Origin of the sequence: Lacrimispora sp. 38-1 (genome assembly GCF_049890855.1) — a bacterium.
In the GTDB taxonomy this organism is placed as follows: domain Bacteria; phylum Bacillota; class Clostridia; order Lachnospirales; family Lachnospiraceae; genus Lacrimispora.
On record NZ_JBANEW010000053.1, the window covers coordinates 264,859 to 287,660 of the forward strand.

Consider the following 22,802-nt stretch of genomic DNA (forward strand, 5'->3'; position numbering starts at 1 on the left):
GAAGAAATAAATGTATGGATTTTTATATTTAAAGATTAATATGGGAGAGCGTATTAAACATAATACATGAGGTGGAAAATTATGAATTGGGAACCGTGGACAGGTTGTTATAAGATTAGTGATGGATGTACCTATTGTTATTTTTATGGACCATATTCAAAACGCTTTGGTCAAAATAACGTTACGAAAACAGATGAATTTGATAAACCTATTGCTAAAACGGCGAAAGGAGCACCTAGAATTGCAAGCGGAAAAATTGTGGCGACTTGTTTTGCCACCGACTTTTTTATTCCAGAAGCCGATGAGTGGCGTGTAGATGCCTGGGCTATGATAAAGGAGCGTTCCGACCTTGATTTTTTGATTTTAACAAAGCGCATTGACCGCTTTATGGTGTCGCTGCCTTCTGATTGGGGTGAAGGGTATGCAAATGTGAACATAGGCTGTACTATTGAAAATCAGGAGATAGCGGACTACCGCCTGCCGCTGTTTATATCTTACCCGATCAAACGGCGTTTCGTAGCTTGTGGGCCGATTTTAGAACCAATTGATCTCTCGCCTTATATTGATAGAATCGACCATGTGACTGTAAATGGTGAAACAGGAAGAGAAGCCCGTGAGTGCAACTATGATTGGATTTTGGATATCCGTGAGCAATGTGTGAAAGCTGGAATCACTTTTTGGTTCAAAAGTACTGGAACGTTTTTCAGACAAAATGGAGTTGTTCAAAAGGTCAATCCATTTAAACAGAGTAGCCTTGCAAAAGAATTGGGAATCAACATTTTAAATGATAAAAAACTATTTTAGACCAGGAGGTATTACTGTGACAGACAATGAATTGAAAATTAAAATGTACTCGTTTACGGTGGATTGCATAAACCCTTATGAATTAGCTAAATTCTATGCGGAGTTACTCAAGTGGGAAATACCATTTCATAATGAAGAATATGCTTGTGTAGGTGCTCCGGGAACGAATCAGGGGGTGTATCCTGGCATAACGTTTCAACGGAATCTTGAGTATAAACCACCGGTATGGCCAGAAAAGCCGGAAGCGCAACAGCAAATGGCACATATGGACTTTGCTGTTAATAATTTGGAAGAGGCAGTTCAATATGCAATCCATTGTGGAGCGGCAATCGCAGATAAGCAATTTTCTGATGATTGGAAAGTTATGTTTGACCCTGCCGGACACCCATTTTGCCTATGCCAGATGAAATCAATTTTTAGCAGTGCCCATTTTGCATTGTTATAGCGAGTTACGAAACTGGTAAGATATTTACGATATTCCTGAAAATAGATGTTTAGTAATACAGAATTTGAGGGTGATAAATTATGAACGAGCAGCAATTATTACGGGAACCAAATATAGAACCGACAAGTGAGGTTATTGCAGAGGCGCTTGGTACAACAAACAGTACCTATATTAAGTTTATTGAGATACTTAAAAGTCATGATATAGAGGTGGATTGGCGTTATTACAAGGATGGTAAGGCTTGGCTTGGAAAAGCATTGCATAAGTGGACAACCATTCGAGGAACGCAAAAAGAGATGACTGCATTTTGGCTTTCTATCTGGGACGGATTTTTCAAAGTAAGTATCTATATCCCGGAGAAAGCCCGTGCAGATGCGCTGAAACTTTCACTTGACGATGAAGTGAAAGAAGTGATAGGAAATTCAAAGCAGATGGGGAAATTGAAGTTTTTTTCATTAGTTTTTGATGTACATTCAGATAAGGTATTTGATGATATTTATACGCTTATTGATTTTAGGAAAACAATAAAATAAGTTTTATGTAGAATTAGCAAAATAAGAATTTGTGGAGGAACATAAAATGGCATGGGATTATGCAGAACACGCCAAACCATGTGAGCGCTATGGTGCACTAGTAAAGTTATTAGTTACTGTACTATACAGTAATGTTTTAAAGCTTTTTACATATAATAATAAAAACTATAGGCATTGGTATATTTATGATCATCTATGTAGTGCAAGTTGGTGACACAATTACATCAATTGCAAATGAATTTGGAGTATCAGAAACAAGGTTAATACTCGAAAACGGTATATCAAATCCAACTGACTTGGTAATAGGGCAAACTATCGTAATCACCTATCCGCAAGAGACATATATTGTAAAAGAAGGAGATAACTTATCTGAAATTGCATTGGATCATGGAATATCAATGATGCAATTATATCGAAATAATCCATACCTTTGGGAAAGAGAATATATTTTTCCTGGTGAAGAACTTATAATTAGTTATGATACAAAAGAAACTATTACAACAAATGCCTATGCATTTCCTTTTATTGATAAGAATATTTTAAAAAAGTCATTACCTTACTTAACCTACCTTTCAATATTAAATTATAAAACATTAAGAAAAGGAGAGATTGAATCATTCTATGATGATTCTGATTTGATTGAAACTGTAAAGCAATTTGGTGTGATGCCCTTAATGCTTGTTACAAGTGTAACATTTCGAGGTGAACGGAATCCTGAAATGATTTATGAAATACTTTTAAACCCGGATTATCAGGATAATCATGCGGAAAGTATGCTTAAAATTTTGAAGGAAAAAGGGTATTATGGGGTAAATATTACGTTTACATTTTTAAATGAGACTAACCAAGAACTTTATTTAAATTACCTGGAACGAATAACTTCTCGTCTTAACAAAGAAGGATATCCTGTTTTTATTACAATAGATCCCAATTTTTTGATAGAAGAAAATCAGTTACTATTTGAGAAAGTAAATTATTCAAAATACAATGAATTAATTGATGAAACATATTTAATGAGATTTTACTGGGGGACTCAATATGGACCTCCTATGCCGATCAGTTCAATAGAAAATATTTCATTATATGTAAATTATACAAAACAAATGATGGATCCTAAAAAAATTAATGTTGGATTTCCTCTATTGGGATATGATTGGACACTTCCATATATTGAAGGCTTTTCTGAAGCAAATGCGATCACATTAGATGCTGTAATTGATTTGGCAAGATCAATGAAATCAACCATTCTTTTTGATGAAGTTTCAAAAACACCATATTATGAATATGCAATTGAAGCAAGTGGAAGAATAATTCAACATATAGTATGGTTTGTTGATGCCAGAACTATTTATGCAATCGTCAATTTAGTTTTAGAAAATGGGTTAAGTGGTACGGGATTGTGGAATATTATGAGTTATTATCCACAGCTTTGGCTTATTATTAATTCAAACTGTAAAATAAAAAAACTATTGTCTGAAGTGAACCAATAAAGCACTTTCGATTTATAAAGCGGTATATAAAAGTCCAGAGTTCATGATAAAATTCGAAGGGAGATAAATTGAACAATAAAGAGATCTATACCATAAGAAATGAGCAGGCAGAGGATCAGTGGGAAGTAGAGAATTTAACTAGAAAGGCCTTTTGGAATTTAAATGTTCCGGGCTGCAGTGAACATTATTTGGTACATGTTATGAGAAATCGTACGATGTCATTGTGATTTTTGGAAATCCTGATAATTATGTTTCCCGTGGGTTTAAAAGCTGTAAAAAATTTGATATTTGTATAAAAGAGGACTTCTATCCGGCGGCTATGCTGGTAAAAGAGTTAACGGAGGGGTGTCTGGACAAAAGAAAATGGTGCTATATCGAAAGCGAAGTCTATCAGATAGATGAAAAAGCGATGGAGCAGTTTGATTCAAATTTTGAAAATATGGAAAAAAAGTTCCAACCAAGTCAGGAGGAGTTTTATATTCACAGTCATTCAAAAATTATATAAAGTTATGGATGATTATGAGCATAATGCAATCGAGAATTCAGGAAAAGCTCTGTTGGGTAAAGTAGGTGATTATTATTGGAGACACAACAAATTCAAAATGAACTGTTGAAATTATACGAGGAAGAGTACGACAAATTGTATTGTACTGCCTTTAGAATGACCGGAAATCATCATGATGCTGAGGATATCTTACAGAGTGCATTTCTTAAGGCAATTATGCATTTGCAGCAGTATAAGGGAGATGCGAAACTCTCTACCTGGCTGTATCGGATTTTGATTAATGAAGGAAACAATAATTATAAAAGGTTAAAAAAGCTTCCGGTTGTGTCTATTACACAAGAACTGGGTTTGAGCGAGGCGGAATTTTTTTCTTCATTAGAGTCGTCCAATGAACAAATTGATGATAAATTAATTGTAGATGAGATGAGAGAAAAATGTCTGACGGCATTTATGCGTTGTTTACCCAGACAGCAGAGGGCGGTATTTGCACTTAGAACCTTTTTGGATCTGAAGCTTTCTGAAATAGCGGAGGTAGTACAGATAACGGAGAATAGTGCCAAAATAACGCTGTACAGGGCAAGAAAGAATATCCAGGAGCTCCATTATGAGCGATGTAGTTTGATAGATCCTTCAAAGCCCTGTAAATGTTATTTATGGATTAAATTTATGAAAGATCGCAATCTGCCAATTCCAAAGGGGTATACTGATTATAGAGATCCGGAATTATTTGATGAATATAAGCTGTTTGTCCGAGGGACTTTAGATATCTATACAATGTATAAGGTGGGAAGAAAAATCCCTAAAGAAACTTTTTTAAATAAATTAAGGGAAATAATTTTGTAACCAATTATTCTTTTCAGAGTCTAAGTTATTGTAAGATAAAAACCAGGAGGAAAGAATATGGATAAAAAAATTATTGCACCGTGTGGAATTGATTGTTTTAACTGTGAGATGTATGAGAAAAATTTGACAGAGGAATTTCAGATGCGAATGTCAGAACTGTTTAAAGTATCAAAGGAGCATATAAGTTGTAAAGGCTGTGTGGATGGAAATCAGTGTCTGGTGCTTGATCTGCAAGGTGAAAAATGTCAAACATTAGAATGTGTAAAAGAAAAAGAAGTTAAATACTGCTTTGAATGTGATAATTTTCCGTGTGAAAATCTTATGCCTATTGCGGATAGAGCTTCCACTCACCCACAAAATTTTAAGCTTTATAATCTCTGTATGATGAAAAAATTAGGTGTTAATGGATGGTTGGAAATAGCAGATGACATTCGTCATACGTACTTTAACCAAAAAATGAGAATCGGAAAAGGTGGAAGCAAATAGGTAAAAGCAATAGTAACATCTATGGCGGTGTAAATAATTACCCCGCCATAGAAATTTCCATTCAAAAATAACAGCGGCGTTTGCTGCTCATATCTTGCATTTTCTGCAAAAAACTTATCCCAAAGTATTATATTGGTTATTTTACAGCGAAAGAGGAATCATGGCACCTGGTTTAGATTTTTCGTTGATGAGCGGATAATCAGATTAGGAAGAGTTACAAATGACTGGACTTGGAGGGATGGATTTTTAATCTTCTGCAATAATATAGAAGCCGCCTGTCTTCCCATTTCATGTACATCAATGTCAACAACAGTAAGAGGAGGATCAATGAGCTGGGACAGGGGATAATCGTCAAAAGTAATGAGTCCAATATCCCCTGGTATTGATAAGTGATGTTTTTCTATCGCCCGAACGGCTCCCATTGCAATCTGATTATTTTCACAGATAACTGCATCGGGGAGAGTAGGTTGACTTAGCAACTCTTCCATCATTAAATATCCGCTTTCTTTTGTATATGTACCATATTTTATAAAATCATCTTGTATGGTGAGACCGTTAATATTCATATATGATACAAAACCCTGAAGACGGTGTCTTGAAATCTCATCGCTTTTTGGGCCCCCTATAAATGCGATTTGAGAATAGCCGCATTTCTCCAGATATTCCATCGCCATTTGGCCGGATACACGATTGTTGGTATCAATCCAGGAAGAAGGACTGGCAAATGGGGGTCTGCCGATTATAATGTGTGGAAAATTGTTTTTTACTAAAAAATCAACCAATGACCTTGAGGTTGCAGAGCCATGAACCAGCATGCCATCAGCAGTGTTACAGCCAACCGTTTTAATTGCCAGATCATAAGCCTCCTGTTTATCAGAAACTCCCATGAAAGACAAATTATAGTTTTTATTTCGAATTATATTCTGCGCTCCGCATAGAATTTCAAACATATGAGGATTATGGAATGCAGTATATAATTCCGTAACGGCAAGAAAGATAATGTTTCCAGTACGTTTACATTTAAAATTACTTGCCTGCGCATTTGGATGATAATTGAGACGTTTCATTACTTCCGTTACCCGCTTGGTTGTACTTTCCGAAATATAAGGCTTGTTGTTTAATATTTTAGAAACAGTAGCCGTGGAAACGCCGGCTTCTCTGGCAACATCTTTTATCGTTACAGCCATAGGACTCCCCTTTCTTTCACTCGTATTAGAATAGTATAACGTTTACCTAGAAAAATCAAGCAATATGTACGAAAAAACTTTGTTATTCAGAATAGAATTGTTATAATTTACTTATAAATACCGGTGTTTTATGAAAATAGTAAACAACGTAACAGTGAAGAAGGAAGGGGAAATGGTAGTGAAAAAGATGTTAAAACGTATTGCAGGCTTTGTACTTTGTTTCATTATGATAATGCCGCTGTTACCTCCAACAAAGGTAAATGCAGCCGAAAGCCTTCGGGGAGAGTCCGTTTATCAGATTATGGTTGATCGTTTTTATGACGGGGATAAGACGAATAATGCAGCAGGTGAAGCTTTCCGCTTTGCAGAAAACTCAGAAGAAGATTTTCGTTACATGCATGGCGGTGACTGGCAGGGGATCATAGATAAAATTTCATACATTAAGGATATGGGATATACCGCTATCTGGATTTCACCTGTTTCCGATCCACAGCTATGGGGAATACCGGATGCCAATGGCAAGCAGTGGCCATCTGCCTATCATGGGTATAATGTATTTGATCCCAATCGCGCCAACCGCTATTTTGGTTCTAAAGATCCACAGGCCAGCAAGGATAAGCTAAAGGAACTGGTAGAGGTTTGCCATGATAATGGAATTAAGGTTATTTTTGATGTTGTTCCCAATCACGTAGGAGATTACCTTCAGGGAACAGGAAGCAATGCTCATTATACCAATGGCACAGGATTAAAAGAGGGCACACAATTGCAGCCGGCGGCGCCGTTTAATAATGTCTCATGGTATCACAATAAAGGAGATATCAATTTTGATATAGAGCATCCTCATACGTCAGCAAGCACACAGATGTTGGAAGATCATGATCTGGGTGGTCTGGATGACATTGATTTTGATAATCAGGATGCCAGGCGTGCAATGTTCGACTCAATAAAAAACTGGTTTACCTTTACAGGGGCAGACGCTGCCAGAGTGGATGCGGCAAAATGTATGAAACCTTCTGATATTCATGAATTGCAGGAATATTTAGGTGTTGCAACCTTTGGCGAAAACTTTGATATGGATGTGGACTTTATAAAGGACTGGGTGGGAAATAACGCTGAGACAGGTATGCTTGATTTTCCGTTGTTCCAGGCAATTGTAAATGATTTTGCATATGGAAAGAATTTTAACAACACATCGGAACTATCACTTCAATCTATTTTGGCTCAGGATCATCTTTATGGCACTCATCTGAATGATATGGTCACATTTATCGACAATCACGATCGTAATCGTTTTCTCACTGAAGCAGGGGGTGATGTTGATAAACTCCATAATGCATTAACTTTTATATTTACAGCAAGGGGGATTCCGGTAGTATTTCAGGGGACGGAGCAAAACAGAGGAAATGCCAATGGTCAGGGAATCAACGGGATTGCAGATACGTGGAATCGTTGGTCCATGGTGACTAAGGATCATAACGGCAATGTTTTAAAAGATTATTTTAATACATCAACGAATACATATAAGCTTATCCGGACTCTGAATGATCTTCGTGGAAAATATGAAGCTTTGAGCTATGGTACACAGCGTGAGATGTGGACGTCAATGCATACCTATGCTTTTTCAAGAAGAATGGACAGCGGAAACAATGTGGGGCAGGAATTAATTTGTGCGTTTCATAATTCCAAAGGAACAGATACCGAAACAATGTCCATACGTGCCGAAAGCACCATTAAGCCAGGAACTACGTTAGTCAATGTAATGAATCCCAATGATAAAATAACAGTATCGTCAGATAGGAAAGTCACAATAACACTTACCGGAGACACTTCTAAAATATACGTGGCAGATGAAAACGCTGGTGAGACAATTCCAGTGGCCATTCATATCCGCAATGCGTCTACGGATTGGGGGCAGAACGTTTATATTTCAGGAAACTGCGTGGAACTTGGAAACTGGGATCCAGGCAAAGCGGCAGGGCCAGCAGTCTGCCCAAACTATCCTGAGTGGGATTTAACCGTTTATCTTCCGGCAGGCCAGAAAATTGAATTTAAGGCGGTTAAGAAGAATGCGGCTGGAAATGTTATATGGCAAAGCGGGGAAAACCACAGCTATACGGTGCCATTAACAGGTTCCGGAAAAGTAAGCATTGACTGGTAAAAGATTCGTGAAATAGTACCAAAATTTTGAATGGAGGATATGAGAAGTGAAGAAGATGGCACTGGTTTTGTGTATTGCAGTGGCCGCCATAATTTTTACAGGATGTAGTAAGAACACGGACAGCGGTGCAGCAAAGCAGGAAAATAAGGAATCATTAAACACAATCCGTATTTGGCATGATGGAGATAAGGCAATCATACAGTTGATGGAAAATCGTTTGAATGAAGCTTTAAGTGATGATGGGATCACTGTTAAGTTTGAGCAGAAGAGCGGCTTGACAGATCAGATTAAACTGTATGGAAGTGATGAGGTAAATGGACCGGATCTGTATATGTATGCCCATGACTCTCTCGGAATGTTTGTTGAAATGGGAGCTTTGGTACCAATCACGGATGTAATTGACAAAACCGTTTACGCCGATATGCTTCCCATGACACTGAAAGCAGGAAGTTATAAGGATACCCAATACCTTATGCCTGTTTATTTTGAAACACTGCTTTTTATTTATAATAAAGATTTGTGGGAGGGAGAGGTGCCTTCTGCCACAGAAGAACTTTATTCCTATATGAAAAGCCATACAGATACCGCAGCAGGAACTTATGCTTTAGTAAACCAACATTCAACTGCTTATAATGTAGCTCCCTTTATTAATGGATTTGGGGGATTTATTATAAATGAGCAGGCCATGCCAGGATTGAGCGACGAAAAGACAAAAGAGGCAATTGAATATAATAAAAAGTTTGCGCAACTAGAAGCAGACGGGGATTATAATACGGTAAATGCCCTTTTTAAAGATGGAAAAGCTGCGGCAATTATTGGAGGACCATGGCTGATATCAGGAGTGAAAGAAGCTAAGATCAATTATGGAATAAAATCTCTATGTGATTTCACCCTTCCAAACGGTAATGCACTGGTGCCATATTCAGGCGTGCAGGGAATTGGTGTTATGAAGCATGCAGCTGTATCCAAAAAGGAGGCAGTGGAAAAGGTGCTGAAAGAAATAGCAGATCCCCAGCTTGGAATTGAACTGGCAGAAAATTCAGGATGTGCGCCGGCAAATCAAAAATCTTATGATCATGCATCTGTTGCAAATGACGAAATGATAGCTGCCATGAGGCGGACTGCTGATATTGCTCAGCCAATGCCCAATATTCCCCAAATGAGCGTTATGTGGGGACCAGCAGAATCACTTCTTGCAGCGGTCAATAAATCAGGCAAAGATTTAAACACTGCCGCTGATGAATATCAGAAAAAGGCAGAGACTGCAATCGCAGATATGCAATAAGGCCTTGTATGACCGGCTGACTATTTTAAGCAGTCAGCCGGTCATACAAAAAAGGCATAGGATGTTTTGTCACAGAAAGGTGATATAGGAGCAGGCAATTTATGAACAAGAAAAACAAGTTTCTTCCATGGGGATATAGTCTCCCCTCAATTTTATTAATCGGGTTAATTGTAGTCTTTCCGATTATTTATACCATATATATTTCATTTACGAATATGAATCTGTATCACTGGACGGACTATGAATTTATAGCATTTGATAATTATAGACGTGCATTAACGAAACTGGATTCTGGTTTTATTTCTGCATTGCTGACTACAATCATCTGGACCATTTTAAATATGGTAATTCAGATTTTACTTGCATTTTTCATTGCATTGGGATTGAATGCAGAGGGACTAAAGCTGGCTAGGCTATACAAGACATTTCTGATGTTTCCCTGGGCAATGCCGGCTTATATATCAATTTTATTATGGAGAGTAGGCATTTATAATCCACAGTACGGCTTGTTAAATAAAATACGTTCAGCAATAGGGTTATCTAACATGGATTTTTTATCTGAAAATATTCCCGCTTTTATTTCATGCATGGTATTAAATTTGTGGATGGCGCTGCCATTTCTCATCATGGTGATGGATGGGGCATTGCAGAGTGTAGATATTAGCTGTTATGAAAGCGCAAAATTAGATGGAGGCGGTTGGTGGGCACAAAATTTATATATCACAATTCCATCTGTTAAGCCTGTTTTAGCACCTTCCATCATTATGACAACGTTTACCACTTTTAAGCAGTTTGATATTATCTATTTATTGACGATGCAAAAAGGTTCGCTTACAGGAGCAACGCTTCAAACCGTTATTACATATGCGCACCAAAATGCGTTTGTATCAAATAATTATGGGCTTTCATCTGCTGTCTCCATCGTGATATTTGGATTCATTATTTTATTTTCTTTATTTGTCAATCGAGGTATTAGGGAGGAAAGAGCATGAAGAAAAAAGCAGCAAAACGCATTGCCCGTTTAAGCATCTTAAATATATTTTTTATACTGCTGTGTTTTATAACCCTGATTCCAATTTTATATGCATTTCTGCTTTCCATAAGCAGTGAAAGCTCTGCATTTGGAAGCGGATTTTTATTCCCAAAGAATCCCACTCTGAAAAATTACACAGCCATCCTCCGGGAGGAGCCATTTCTGATATGGTTTAAGAATTCTGTAGTTCTTAGTCTGGGAACAATGGTACTTGCGATGGGAACTTCGGTGACAGCGTCCTATGCATTTTCCCGTTTTCGGTTTCGGGGAAGAAATGAAATGCTAAAGCTATTATTAATTCTAAATGCCTTTCCCCAGATTTTATCCATGTTTGCTATCTTTCGATTATTTAAAAATATGAACCTTCTGAATAATTACATCGGATTAATCCTGATTTATGCTGGAAGCATGTGTATATTCAGCATTTGGAATATGAAAGGTTATTTTGATACCATTCCAATCGAAATTGAAGAATCTGCAAGAATCGATGGTGGAAGTTCGGGACAGATCATCTGTAAAATTATATTACCCCTTGCCAGACCCTCTATCATCGTTACTGCGGTCATGGTATTGATCTTTGTCTGGAATGAGTATCTTTTTGCAACTACATTTTTAATGAAAGAGGAAAACTACAATCTTGCAGGTGGGCTTTATCAGCTTCAGGCCAATGATTACAGCAGAAGCTGGTCTTTGTTTTCAGCAGCCGCAATTTTAGTATCGGTACCTATTTTGATCCTGTTCTTTGCCATACAAAAATATATGGTTTCAGGACTGGTAACAGGAGGCGTAAAAGGATAATGAAAAACAATATAAAAATAATTCGTGAGGCAGTCCTGCATATTCCGTTATCGAATTATGCATTTGCTGATTCTGAAAATAGATTGACAATAAGAATACGTACACAAAAGGACAACGTTACTGCCTGTACCTTATACTATGGTGATCGGGCTTATACTTCCACACCTGTTGTTTTTAGAGAAATTATGATGGAAATAAAAGCTAAGGATGAATATTTTGACTATTTTGAAGCAACATTTGAGACGCCGTTTCCCCGTGTCTGTTACTATTTTAAACTGCAAAATGAAGGAGAATGGACATATTATTACTCAGAGCGCTTTACAAAGGAGCTTGCTGATTTTTATTTTGAAGGGGAGATTATGGAAGGAAGAAGTGAGTATTACCAATACCCCTACATATTAAAAAATGAGATACCAGATGTTCCGGCGTGGTTTAAAAAAGCAGTAGTGTATAATGTATTTCCTGATAGCTTTGCCTGCGGGAGATATATTTCACCACAACAGCCTAAGGAATTAGTTTTAGATAATGGGAAGGTATGCAAATCAAGATTAGGTGGAACGCTGAAAGGGATCTTTGAAAATCTGGATTATATCCAGGCACTTGGCTTTAACTGTATTTACCTGAATCCCATATTTGCAGCAGGAGAATACCACAAGTATGATACGATTGATTATTATCACATCGATCCGTGTTTTGGGACTAATGAGGAATTTAAACACCTAGTAGATGAAATTCACAAACGAGAGATGAAGATTATTATAGATGGAGTGTTTAATCATTGCAGCTGGGAGTTTTTTGCGTTTGAAGATGTAATGGAAAAGGGAGAAGACTCAAAGTATATAAACTGGTTTTATGAATTAAAATTACCTGTTTGCAGGCCGCAGTCAAAAACCGAAAAACCGGATTATGCCTGCTTTGCTTATGAACCCAAGATGCCAAAACTAAATACTTCCAATGAAGAGGTCCAGGAATATTTTGCAAATGTAGGTGCTTATTGGATTCGGGAGTACAAAATAGATGGCTGGCGCTTGGATGTGGCAAATGAAATTGACCGGAATTTTTGGAGGAAATTCAGAGAGACAGTAAAAAGAGAAAATAAAGAAGCAATACTCATCGGTGAAGTGTGGGAGAATGCAGAAAGCTGGCTTCGGGGAGATATTTTTGATTCAACCATGAATTATGAATTTAGAAGAATTTGCCGAGATCATATAATCGGTGATCATAAAAAAGCTTTAACTGCTGCAAAACAGCTGGAACAAATGAGGCTGCGATACCCCACCAACCTTGTAAACGGACAGATGAATCTTCTGGATAGTCATGATGTGCCCAGATTTTTATCACTTTGCAGGGGGGATCAAAGAAAATGGAAGCTGGCTTGTATTTTGCTCATGCTGTTCCCGGGAGTCCCCAGCTTATTTTACGGGGATGAGCAGGCAATATGCGGAATTAAGGAAAATGAATACAGGAATCCCATGATTTGGGGTGAAAATCCACAGCTCTGTGAATTTGTACAAAATATGATAGCGATAAGGAAGGAATATATAGAGGAAAGTGCGTCCTATGAAGTATTATGGAAAGATACAACGGAACAGGTGTTAACTTTTGCGCGGGAAGGAAGAAAGGGAAGATTAATTGTAAGTCTGAATATTGCGGAGACCAGTCAGGAATGGAAGAGGGAAGAGAGAAAGATAATTCTTGCTTCCTCAGGAAATGAAGGGCTTCTTGAAGCTATGGGATACAAAATATATTTATAATTATCATAAAGCGGTTTTTTGCCATTTATAGGAATATCTATGGCAGAGTACCGCTTTTATTGTACGCTTTCTGTGTTGTAAATGATATTTTATTATGATAATATAGGAGTATTCTTGCTGCGTTTCATAAGAAGCACAGCTTAAAAAACGTTTCAGAAACACTGGGTACCGCATAAAACAAAGGCTTTTCGTGGATTATAAGGTAACAGCAATCCAATAATCGGCGATAGGGGAGATAAAACTATGAATCCAATCATTCAGGTTAAAAACTTCACAAAAAGATACGGTCACTTTGTCGCAGTTAACGATATATCTTTTGATGTGGAAGAGGGCAGTGTATTTGCATTTCTGGGACCCAATGGTGCTGGAAAAAGCACAACGATTAATACATTATGTACTATTTTTGAAAAAACTTCCGGTACGTTATTGATCGATGGAAAAGATGTCAGCCGGCAAAAAAGTGAAGTACGGTCTGCAATCGGAGTTGTATTCCAGGATTCCACTCTTGATGCGAAAATGACCATCGAAGAAAATTTAAAAATGCATTGTGTATTTTATAACATTCCAAATAAAGAAGTAGAAGAACGTATCAGGTTTGTTCTGAATCTGGTGGATTTGACAGATGAAAGAAAGAAAATGGTTTCAGCTTTGTCGGGAGGAATGAAACGTCGTGTTGAAATTGCCAGAGGTCTGGTGCATTATCCCAAGGTTTTGTTTCTTGATGAACCCACAACAGGTCTGGATCCCCAGACGAGGGCGCATATCTGGGAATATATTATGAAGCTTCAAAAAGAAAGAAACATTACGATCTTTCTGACCACCCATTACATGGAAGAAGCCGAGATCTGCAATAAAATAGCAATCATGGATGGCGGTGTCATAGTAGCACATGATACGCCTTACGCGTTGAAGAAAAGGTATACGAAGGATAAAGCTTATATCAATACAAAAGATGAAGAAGCGTTTGAGCACCTGCTTGCAGATCATCAGTTAAATTATTCGAAAAAGGATGGTTATTACAAGGTGGAGGCAGAATATCTGGACCGCCTGCTGGAAGTATTAAGCATTCATAAGGACCACATTACCAATATTGAAATAAAAAAAGGAACGTTTAATGATGTATTTTTAGAGATAACAGGAAAAAAGATCAGGGAGGAGGGGTAATATGAATACAGTATTCGCCTTATGGAAAAGAGGGCTGAAGGCTTTTGTACGAAATAAAACCGGACTCATATTTTCACTGATATTCCCTTTTTTCTTTGTTTATGTGTTCGGTGCCATATTTAAAAGTGATTTTATTGAAAATCCCATCGCTTACATGCTTTCGGGTGTTATCATTACCACTGTGTTTGAAAGTGCGCTCAATCTTGCCTCTGCCACAGTTGATGATATGGTCAGCGGGTTTATGAAAGAGGTACTGGTTTCCCCGGCGAAAAGAATTCATGTTGCATTGGGACAATTATTGTCTGCGGCTACGGTATCTACCTTACAGGGTATTTTGATATTGGTAATTGGTTTTTTTATAGGTATTAAGTTTACGAAGTGGAGTACTCCTTTCTTTGTGCTGGTATCAATGGTTTTTATCGGCATTGTATTTTCCGGAGTCGGGCTGTTTTTAGCAACAAAGGTACGTAACGGCCAAACGTTCCAGATTGTGAAAACCGCAGTGACAATGCCCCTCACATTTCTTTCCGGCGCATATATACCATTGTCCATGCTGCCGGATTCGCTGAGATTTGCTGCTTACCTTAATCCAATGACCTATGCCACCGCATTTTTTAGAATGATAGTACTGGAAAAAGCAGATCTCCCAGTACCTGAACTGATTAAAGAAGGTCTGGTAGTTGAAATTAATGGTTTTGCAATTACTCCGTTTATGACGTTTGCGGTTATTCTGTTCATTGGACTGGTATTTTTGCTGCTGTCTACCATATCCTTTGTTAAAACCGATTTTTCCCGCATGAATCGAAGCGCTACCGATGCGAATGCGCTTTGGGGGTAGACTATGCAAACACCCCAATGACAGCGGAGGTGTTTGCATAGTTAAATGTGATACATCATTATAATAATGGTTTGCCCATTGATACACCAACCGTATCATCTGGAACTTCAATCGGAGACATATGAGCAGCCGAATCTTCTTCTACGACATTAAACCATGCGGACCGTGGCTGTGAACCATAAAGCTCTATCAATAAATGATCAGCATAAGCATTATAAAAATAGAAGGCATCACTCATAGCTGGGAATATGGAATTTATACTTTTATTCATTTCCAATGATGCGTTCGAGGAGCTCCTTGAAGAATATCCGCCTATAATACCATCAAATAGTGCGTGACGGTCATAAGAATAAAGATAGCCGTCCTGACCGAAAATACTGCTCCAATGTTTTATTAATTCACAAATCAGAACTCCTTCATCAGAGTATAGAGTTTCATCAAAGAAGAATCCTAAAACCAGCTTATCTATAAACTGCTCCCAATCATTTCCTGAGATAGGGGGCTGGTTTAAGCAGGATCTAAAATAATCCATAATTTCTTTGCTTGCCCGGACGAATTCGGATGTATTGCTGCGTGTATGTGTGCCTGTCCCGCCGTCTGGCAAAGGATAGTTCATGGTAAATGAGATCCAGGGATAATCGGGAATATGTTCAATCATCATATGACCGATTGCAGGCTGGTGCCCCTTTAGTATATCTTGCATTTTCTGCAAAAAACCATATACCAAAGTATTATATTTATTGGTTTCATCTTCGCCTGTCATATTATTGATTACCTGGACAAGCGTCACATTGTTACATTTTTCATTGTATCCGGAGAATAACTGATGCGCATATGTGTCAGCAAATGTATGTAAACGTGAACCAATCAGCATTAAAGCATTCATTCTGTCTGTTTCGGTAGCTGCATTCATGAATTCACTTTTTGCAAAATTAAGATGATCTGAAATAATTGTCCCATCATTTAAGGTTGCAGGAAAGGTTCGATTGTCATTTTCCGTCATGGACTGGTGGGTGGAAGGAATAAAATGAAATGGGGAAACGGTAAATTTTTGCGAGCGCGGTATAACAAGTGTTGCAAGATCCATCCAGTCCCAGAAGCCGGTTGTTACAGGATTGAAGTTAAATGGTGTTGTCCAGGATGAAATATACATATCATAGGGCGCCTGCTTTGCCCAATCGGGTACGTTTGAATATCGTCGGTATAAGTAAGCATTGTAATCATCGATAAATTGTGAGAATACAGCGATTTGCTGAGCGGAATCCTCATCAAATCCTGCTTTGCGAGCCAGTGTTTTTACAGCAAAATAATGAAAACTTATATTCATTTCATGAACCTCCTTCCGGATTACCCTTTTTTCCTCCAGCCGACAATGTTTATATATACATCATTGTAATCAGCGTCTCCGGCATCTTCAATGCAGATGGAATATACATAGCCGACAGTCTTTGCACTTGTATCAGTGATTGAACCGCTTGATGTACTTGATCTCAGTTCCTGAGCTGCATCATAGCAGGTAACAGTTAATACAAGATTTCCGTCACAGTAATCCCAGGTAGATTGAGAAATCAACTGGAAAGTAGAACTGTAATTTGATTTGTTTGCGCTAAATATCACAGTATTTCCGGCTTGTAACGTAATGTTGTATGTATACATACATTGCGTGGTAACTGTCCAGGCCAGAAAGTAACCTGGTTTCATTTCTTCAAGATTGAATGTTGACGTTTTTGCCATATGAATCTCCCTTCCTTTGGCTTGACTACTATTATTTTTTGCTGTTTTGATTATCCAGAGCTCATTTGAAACCTCCTGCGAGAAATTTTGTATGCACTTAAGGCTGGTAATTATGTACATACTTATATATATTTTTAATAAAACTTAAAAATGCATTGCGTAAACAAGATTAAATGAATTATTATAGAAAATAATAATTAGAAATTAAATATTGTTACATGGAGAAATATGCAGTAATATGATACTTAATACACGAAAGAACATTGCGGGGGACAGGATGAAAAAAGTAAAAATAATAGTTATTCGAAAAGAATTTTATGCAGATCTTGCTGACAGTTATTTAACGGAAGGAAGAGAAGTGGGGCCATGTCCACTTATGAAGGTGGGAGATGAATTCCTTTATGAAGGCGGCGCAGAGATGCCGAAGGGATTGTGTCCATGGGCCTGGATTGACATATACCGCGGTGTAAATGCTCTTTCAGCTGGAGCTACATATTATCCTTGGAATAATCAGGATGGCGTACAAATTCTTTGTTGTACAGATGGAATAAGGCCTGTTGTATTTAAATTGGAAGCAATTTCTTAGGTTATAACGCTTAAGCGATATAATAAATAATGAAGAGAGGAGGAGTTAATCATGGCAGAAATATTATTTTGGAGGGCACTTTTACAATAGCCCTCTTATAAGAGAAAGAGGGGATTTAATATGTATCCAGAACTACATATCAACGATATGAAAAAAGAGGATATTGACCAGGCAGTTGAGCTTTGGGTAAAGCAATATCAGTTATATTGCAATAGAGAAGAATTTCCACAATACTGGATTGCAAATACTGCGGAAATCGAAAGTTTACTTGAAAAACAGATTCAAAACCATACCGCTGTCATTGCAAGAGATGGAAACCAGATCGTGGGATTTATGGGTTACTTTATGTTTGATTTTCACAACGAAAAATCTGCACTGTGTAATATAACATCCCATGCGGCGGCGGAAAGGTACAAAGAGCAAATATATCTTGCACTGTATAAACATGTATCAAAAAAATGGGTTGAGAATAATATATTCAATCATTTGTGGATGTTTTTCGATCAGGATACAAGATTAAAGTCATTTTTATATGATATGGGCTTTGGATCGTATCTTGCTGATTCGTATTCCCGATTAAACTCATTTGATTCTTTACAGAGCTGTCCGTATCAAATACGCCTTGCTGCGTTGGATGATTTACAGGATATGCAATCACTTGTTAGTGAATCTGTTTTGTATTACAATATGGAACCATTGTTCTTAAAGCGGGAAACAGTTTCTGACGAAAACCTTTGTGAATTGATTAAACGTGATAATATATTTATTGCATGCGACGGAGATAAGATCATCGGTTTTATGAACATTAACATAGCCGAAAAAAATGATTTGGAAAATTTATCTGTAAAGAACTGTGGTTTAATCGATGAACTTGGTGCATATATAAAACCTGAATACAGGGGAAAACAGGTGGGCGTGCATTTGTTGAACGCGGTAGCCGGGTATTGCCGGAGTAACTTAATCGATTGGATTCATGTTGATTTTGAAACTGCAAATCCGTTTGCTAACAGGTTTTGGAGAAAGTACTTTACACCAATGATTTCATCGGTTCGCAGAACAATCAATAAAGATACGAATAGTTAAATAATAATTTTACGCAGGCATCTGTCAGAAATGACAGATGCCTTTCCAGCGTTTTGTGTATGTAAATGTAATATTTTTTGTTTACTTCATATAAAAAAAGATGTATAATAATATCGTAATAATGATATGAAAGGAAGTGCAGGATATGATTATTAAGGCATCAGCGGCTTTGAGAAATGATTATACATCGATTTCCAATTTGGCAAAGGATACAAAAGAGCCTATTTATATAACTAAAAATGGTGAGGGCGATATGGTGCTGATGAGTATAGACGCATTTGAAAAACGGGAGCAGATTTTGGAACTTCGGTCCAGAGTGCTGCAAGCAGAAGAGGAACGTCTTAGTGGAGCCAAAACAATGAGTATTTCCGATGCCAGGAAAGCATTACGAGAGCGTTTAAATGAAGAATAGGGTGGAAATTCTTCCCACTGCCTGGGAAGATTTAAAGAAAATTGAAGACTATTATACAGTGCAGTTTAATATAGAAACGGCATTGAAAGTAAGTGACCATATTTTAGATGCCATTGAACGTTTAGAGGACTTCCCTGATTCTGGATCTTTGACACCGGACCCATGGCTCAATGAGAAAGAATTCCGAATGGTAATATGTGAAAAGCATGTGGTAATTTATAAGAAAATTGAAACATCAGTCTATATTTATCATATTGCAGACACAAAAACAGAATATACAAAATTATTTTATTAAAATAACTTTGCAGGCCCTTTTGGTGAAAAACGGACGAACACCGCCGTTTTTTTTAAACAAAAGGGTCTCTTCTGTTGACAGCCAATAAGTAAGGGATTACACTAAGGGAATAAATAGCGGAGTTTTACAAATTTTACCAAAGGAGAAGAAGATATGAAAAAAACATGTACGGTAGCAGTGTGGGCAATGCTAATTTCTCTCAGTTTAATCGGATGCGGTAAGAACGTCAGCAGTTCGGTGCCTGAATCAGCAAAGCAGACAGAAACTGTCAAGGAAACGAAGACAGAACAGAAATTAGAACCGGAAACGACAACAAAGGCAGCAGAGACGACAGCACAGGCTGCAACAGAGGCGGGAAAAACGGATTTAAGTGGTCATACGCTCTCGGTGTACTGCGGTGCAGGAATGACAAAACCATTTCAGAAGATTGCCGATACATTTAAAGAGCAGACCGGATGTGAAATGGAGATCACCTTTGCGAATGCAGGTCAGATACAGACGCAGATCAATACTGCAAAAGAGGGCGATTTATTTATTGCAGGTTCCGCAGATGAACTGAAGCCGGTGAGTGATGTGGTTTCAGCCAGCAAAGATTTAGTGAAACATATACCTGTCCTTGCAGTAAAGAGCGGAAATCCCTTAAAGATTACAAAGCTTGCAGACCTGGCAAATAAAGATGTGCGTCTTGTCTTGGGTGATACAAAATCAACACCAATTGGTAAAATTTCAGATAAAGCCCTTACAGATGCCGGAGTGCTTGACAAAGTGAATGTAATAGCGAGAACAACCACAGCACCGGAAATCTTTAATGCTCTTACCGTAGACGAATGTGATGCCATAATTGTCTGGAAAGAAAATGTGACGGATTCGTCTGTGGAAATCGTGGATTCGGAAGAAATGCAAAAATACATTAAGACCGTTCCAGCCGCTTCTCTTTCGTATTGTGATGATACAGAAGCACTTACTGCTTTTCTTGATTTTCTGGATTCTGATACCTCCCGCACAATCTGGGAAAAATTTGGCTATGAAGTGATTAAAAAGTAAATACCTTAAGGAGAAACATTGAAAGACAGACATTCCTACAATATCTTTGATATTTTATCGATTATGATAACCGCAGGCATTGTGCTGTTTATTTTATTTGCGCTCCTTTCCATTATAATCGGAGGGTTCCCTTATCTGAAGGAAGCTCTCCGGTCCAGGGAAGTTCGGTTTTCTGTTGGTTTGAGCATTTATACGGCAAGCATTTCCACCAGTATTTGTGTGCTTCTCGCCATTCCATGCGCATATGGGCTTACCAGAACAGCCATGCCGTTTAAAAAAGCATCTCAGATTATTATAGAGATGCCTTTAGCCCTTCCCTATCTGGTACTGGGACTGTGCCTTCTGGTGGTATTTTCCTCAGACGTTGGGAAGGCTTTAAAGAATCTGGGATTTAAGGTTGTGTTTGACAGAAAAGGGATCATTATAGCCCAGCTGACCGTAAATCTGCCTTTTGCAGTAAGACTAATGAAAAATGCCATGTCACAGATCGATAACAGGCTTGAATTTATTGCCGGTACACTTGGGGCTTCCCGCTGGGAACGGTTCTATACAATACTTCTTCCGCTGTGCATTCCATCAATTGTTACGATGATCGTGCTTGTCTGGTCCCGCGCACTTGGAGAATTCGGAGCAACGCTGATGCTTGTGGGTGTGACACGAATGAAAACAGAGACATTGCCGGCCAGCATTTATTTAAATATATCTACCGGAGAGAATGGCATGGCAATGGCCTGTGCCATCATTTTACTGATGATTTCAGCAATGTCCCTGGCTGTTACTACATTGCTTGGAGGGATTTCCAAACAGCATACTCGCATAAAGGATGTGAATGAATGATGGGGTCAGCGATTGAAGTAAAAAGACTTTTTCTGAAAATGGGTGATTTTCAGTTAAAAAACATATCCTTTGATATTCACCCAAAAGAAATATTTGCCATACTCGGAAAAACCGGAGCAGGAAAGACTCTGCTTCTGGAGTCTATAGCGGGGTTTTACCGGAGCATGGAAGGCGGTGTTTTTCTGGAAGGGAAGAACGTGCTGGATATCCCGCTGACAGAACGAAAAATAGGTTTTGTTTATCAGGATTACGGCCTCTTTCCCCATATGACAGTCAGAAAGAATATATCCTATGGCTTAAAAATGCAGAAGAAGTCAAAAAAGGAAATTGCAGAGAAGGTGGGACACATGGCTGAGATTATGTCCATATCCCACATACTGGAACAGTATCCGGACACATTAAGCGGAGGAGAAAAGCAGCGTACTGCTTTAGCAAGATCCTTGGTATTAAATCCCGGTGTACTTCTGCTTGATGAACCGTTTTCCGCTTTGGATCCAGTAACCAAGGCAGCCATGTATAAAGAGCTTTTAAAAATCAATGAACAATTTGACTGCGCGATTTTATTTGTGACTCATGATTTTACAGAGGCACAGAAGCTTGCCCACAGGATCGGAATCATGGACAAGGGGTGTTTAAAAGCGGTGCGAAACAGTGATGAGCTGTTTGATTATTATCAAAATGATGAATTAAATCAGTTTTTTGGTATCATGAAAGGAGATTGCGTATGAACCAGAACGAGTTAATGGATTTGTTAAAGAATAAGTTTAGGGAACTGGTTGAAGATAACGGGCTTGCAATGGATGAGGTACATATTGTGTCAAAAAGTCTGACGCCGGAAGAAGCAATCGGTAATACCCGGAGAAAGGATTTTCCAATTCTGACCGGTCAGGAAGTGATGCTGCAGGCAGAATATCAGGGGTCCAGAGGACAGGCATTTACTGATGCACCTTCGGAGTTTAAAGGCACACTCAGGGATATTCTTACACTGGATTTAGACAATGATCTCCATAGCCGCGGCCTTTTCATTGCAACAATGAATGCAGTCATGGCAAAACTGGGACTAGTGGAACACACGGTTCACTGCCGTACGGAGGAACCGGAAAATTGTGCCCGGGAAATTCTTGAGATTGTTAAAAGAGACTATAGAGATAGAAAAATTGCCCTTATCGGATATCAGCCTTCCATTCTGGAAGCATTATCCAAAGATTTCACAGTTCGCGTCCTTGATTTAAATCCGAAAAATGTGGGACAGGTCCGGTATGGGATTGAAGTGGAACATGGAATCGATGATTATAAGGAAGTGGTGCTTGACTGGGCAGATGTTGTTTTGTGCACAGGCAGTACGTTGTGCAATGGAACGATTGTTCAGTATTTTGATATTGGAAAAGAAGTTATATTTTTTGGGATAACGGTTGCCGGAGCGGCGAAGCTGCTGGGGTTGAACCGGTTATGCCCTTGTTCCGCTTAATGAAGTACAAATACTGGGCA

24 protein-coding genes and 1 pseudogene are annotated in these 22,802 nt (G+C 38.3%); 22 read left to right on the top strand and 3 right to left on the bottom strand.

Annotation, left to right across the window (positions count from 1 at the left end; translation table 11 throughout):
• Positions 1–81: 81 nt before the first annotated feature.
• The 7 genes and pseudogenes from V7D18_RS13885 (at position 82) to V7D18_RS13915 (ending at position 5,106) form a co-directional block, all read left to right on the top strand.
• A complete protein-coding gene (locus V7D18_RS13885; protein WP_426154869.1) occupies positions 82–804 on the top strand; it encodes a DUF5131 family protein in 723 nt (240 codons plus the stop codon).
• 16 nt (positions 805–820) lie between these two features.
• A complete protein-coding gene (locus V7D18_RS13890; protein WP_426154870.1) occupies positions 821–1,249 on the top strand; it encodes a VOC family protein in 429 nt (142 codons plus the stop codon).
• Between the two features lie 80 nt (positions 1,250–1,329).
• Positions 1,330–1,782: a DUF3788 family protein gene (locus V7D18_RS13895; RefSeq protein WP_426154871.1), complete on the top strand. Its 453-nt coding sequence runs from the start codon at positions 1,330–1,332 to the stop codon at positions 1,780–1,782.
• A gap of 185 nt (positions 1,783–1,967) precedes the next feature.
• Positions 1,968–3,272: a LysM peptidoglycan-binding domain-containing protein gene (locus tag V7D18_RS13900; RefSeq protein ID WP_426154872.1), complete on the top strand. Its 1,305-nt coding sequence runs from the start codon at positions 1,968–1,970 to the stop codon at positions 3,270–3,272.
• Between the two features lie 83 nt (positions 3,273–3,355).
• Positions 3,356–3,777: pseudogene (locus tag V7D18_RS13905) on the top strand (hypothetical protein).
• A gap of 105 nt (positions 3,778–3,882) precedes the next feature.
• Positions 3,883–4,620 carry an RNA polymerase sigma factor gene (locus V7D18_RS13910; protein ID WP_426154925.1) on the top strand — a complete coding sequence of 246 codons (738 nt, stop codon included), beginning with the start codon at positions 3,883–3,885 and terminating at the stop codon, positions 4,618–4,620.
• A 57-nt stretch (positions 4,621–4,677) separates the two neighbouring features.
• Positions 4,678–5,106 (top strand): DUF3795 domain-containing protein, encoded by a 429-nt coding sequence (locus V7D18_RS13915; RefSeq protein WP_426154873.1) that lies wholly within the window; start codon positions 4,678–4,680, stop codon positions 5,104–5,106.
• Between the two features lie 158 nt (positions 5,107–5,264).
• On the opposite strand, the gene V7D18_RS13920 is transcribed toward V7D18_RS13915, so the two are convergent.
• Positions 5,265–6,293, bottom strand: coding sequence for a LacI family DNA-binding transcriptional regulator (locus V7D18_RS13920; protein WP_426154874.1), 1,029 nt, complete (start codon positions 6,291–6,293; stop codon positions 5,265–5,267).
• A 172-nt stretch (positions 6,294–6,465) separates the two neighbouring features.
• Between V7D18_RS13920 and V7D18_RS13925 the strand changes: the two genes are divergently transcribed.
• From V7D18_RS13925 to V7D18_RS13955, 7 genes are all read left to right on the top strand, one after another.
• On the top strand, positions 6,466–8,451 hold the full coding sequence (locus V7D18_RS13925) for an alpha-amylase family glycosyl hydrolase (RefSeq protein WP_426154875.1): 1,986 nt from the start codon (positions 6,466–6,468) through the stop codon (positions 8,449–8,451).
• Between the two features lie 55 nt (positions 8,452–8,506).
• Positions 8,507–9,736, top strand: a complete 1,230-nt coding sequence (locus V7D18_RS13930) for an extracellular solute-binding protein (RefSeq protein ID WP_426154927.1) — start codon at positions 8,507–8,509, stop codon at positions 9,734–9,736.
• 101 nt (positions 9,737–9,837) lie between these two features.
• The gene (locus tag V7D18_RS13935) at positions 9,838–10,728 is read left to right on the top strand and encodes a carbohydrate ABC transporter permease (protein WP_426154876.1); all 891 of its coding nucleotides are present in this window, start codon (positions 9,838–9,840) and stop codon (positions 10,726–10,728) included.
• Complete coding sequence (locus V7D18_RS13940) at positions 10,725–11,567, top strand: sugar ABC transporter permease (RefSeq protein ID WP_426154877.1); 843 nt, start codon at positions 10,725–10,727, stop codon at positions 11,565–11,567. Before V7D18_RS13935 ends, V7D18_RS13940 begins: the two co-directional genes overlap by 4 nt.
• Positions 11,567–13,321 (top strand): glycoside hydrolase family 13 protein, encoded by a 1,755-nt coding sequence (locus V7D18_RS13945; protein WP_426154878.1) that lies wholly within the window; start codon positions 11,567–11,569, stop codon positions 13,319–13,321. Before V7D18_RS13940 ends, V7D18_RS13945 begins: the two co-directional genes overlap by 1 nt.
• A gap of 243 nt (positions 13,322–13,564) precedes the next feature.
• Positions 13,565–14,485 (top strand): ABC transporter ATP-binding protein, encoded by a 921-nt coding sequence (locus V7D18_RS13950; protein ID WP_426154879.1) that lies wholly within the window; start codon positions 13,565–13,567, stop codon positions 14,483–14,485.
• A gap of 1 nt (position 14,486) precedes the next feature.
• Positions 14,487–15,323 (top strand): ABC transporter permease, encoded by an 837-nt coding sequence (locus tag V7D18_RS13955; RefSeq protein ID WP_426154880.1) that lies wholly within the window; start codon positions 14,487–14,489, stop codon positions 15,321–15,323.
• 58 nt (positions 15,324–15,381) lie between these two features.
• On the opposite strand, the gene V7D18_RS13960 is transcribed toward V7D18_RS13955, so the two are convergent.
• Positions 15,382–16,650, bottom strand: a complete 1,269-nt coding sequence (locus V7D18_RS13960) for a DUF6765 family protein (protein WP_426154881.1) — start codon at positions 16,648–16,650, stop codon at positions 15,382–15,384.
• A 20-nt stretch (positions 16,651–16,670) separates the two neighbouring features.
• Positions 16,671–17,057, bottom strand: a complete 387-nt coding sequence (locus V7D18_RS13965) for a hypothetical protein (RefSeq protein ID WP_426154882.1) — start codon at positions 17,055–17,057, stop codon at positions 16,671–16,673.
• A gap of 277 nt (positions 17,058–17,334) precedes the next feature.
• Between V7D18_RS13965 and V7D18_RS13970 the strand changes: the two genes are divergently transcribed.
• The 8 genes from V7D18_RS13970 (at position 17,335) to V7D18_RS14005 (ending at position 22,782) form a co-directional block, all read left to right on the top strand.
• Positions 17,335–17,643, top strand: a complete 309-nt coding sequence (locus V7D18_RS13970) for a TIGR04076 family protein (protein ID WP_426154883.1) — start codon at positions 17,335–17,337, stop codon at positions 17,641–17,643.
• Positions 17,644–17,763: 120 nt separating this feature from the next.
• Positions 17,764–18,726, top strand: coding sequence for a GNAT family N-acetyltransferase (locus V7D18_RS13975; RefSeq protein WP_426154884.1), 963 nt, complete (start codon positions 17,764–17,766; stop codon positions 18,724–18,726).
• A 145-nt stretch (positions 18,727–18,871) separates the two neighbouring features.
• Positions 18,872–19,138, top strand: a complete 267-nt coding sequence (locus V7D18_RS13980) for a type II toxin-antitoxin system Phd/YefM family antitoxin (protein ID WP_426154885.1) — start codon at positions 18,872–18,874, stop codon at positions 19,136–19,138.
• Positions 19,128–19,433 carry a type II toxin-antitoxin system RelE/ParE family toxin gene (locus V7D18_RS13985; RefSeq protein ID WP_426154886.1) on the top strand — a complete coding sequence of 102 codons (306 nt, stop codon included), beginning with the start codon at positions 19,128–19,130 and terminating at the stop codon, positions 19,431–19,433. Before V7D18_RS13980 ends, V7D18_RS13985 begins: the two co-directional genes overlap by 11 nt.
• A 153-nt stretch (positions 19,434–19,586) precedes the next feature.
• The gene (gene modA / locus V7D18_RS13990) at positions 19,587–20,477 is read left to right on the top strand and encodes a molybdate ABC transporter substrate-binding protein (RefSeq protein WP_426154887.1); all 891 of its coding nucleotides are present in this window, start codon (positions 19,587–19,589) and stop codon (positions 20,475–20,477) included.
• An 18-nt stretch (positions 20,478–20,495) separates the two neighbouring features.
• Positions 20,496–21,314 (top strand): ABC transporter permease, encoded by an 819-nt coding sequence (locus V7D18_RS13995; RefSeq protein ID WP_426154888.1) that lies wholly within the window; start codon positions 20,496–20,498, stop codon positions 21,312–21,314.
• Positions 21,311–22,042, top strand: coding sequence for an ABC transporter ATP-binding protein (locus V7D18_RS14000; protein ID WP_426154889.1), 732 nt, complete (start codon positions 21,311–21,313; stop codon positions 22,040–22,042). The genes V7D18_RS13995 and V7D18_RS14000 overlap by 4 nt, the downstream gene beginning before the upstream one ends.
• Positions 22,039–22,782, top strand: coding sequence for a Rossmann-like domain-containing protein (locus tag V7D18_RS14005; RefSeq protein ID WP_426154890.1), 744 nt, complete (start codon positions 22,039–22,041; stop codon positions 22,780–22,782). The genes V7D18_RS14000 and V7D18_RS14005 overlap by 4 nt, the downstream gene beginning before the upstream one ends.
• Positions 22,783–22,802 lie beyond the last annotated feature (20 nt).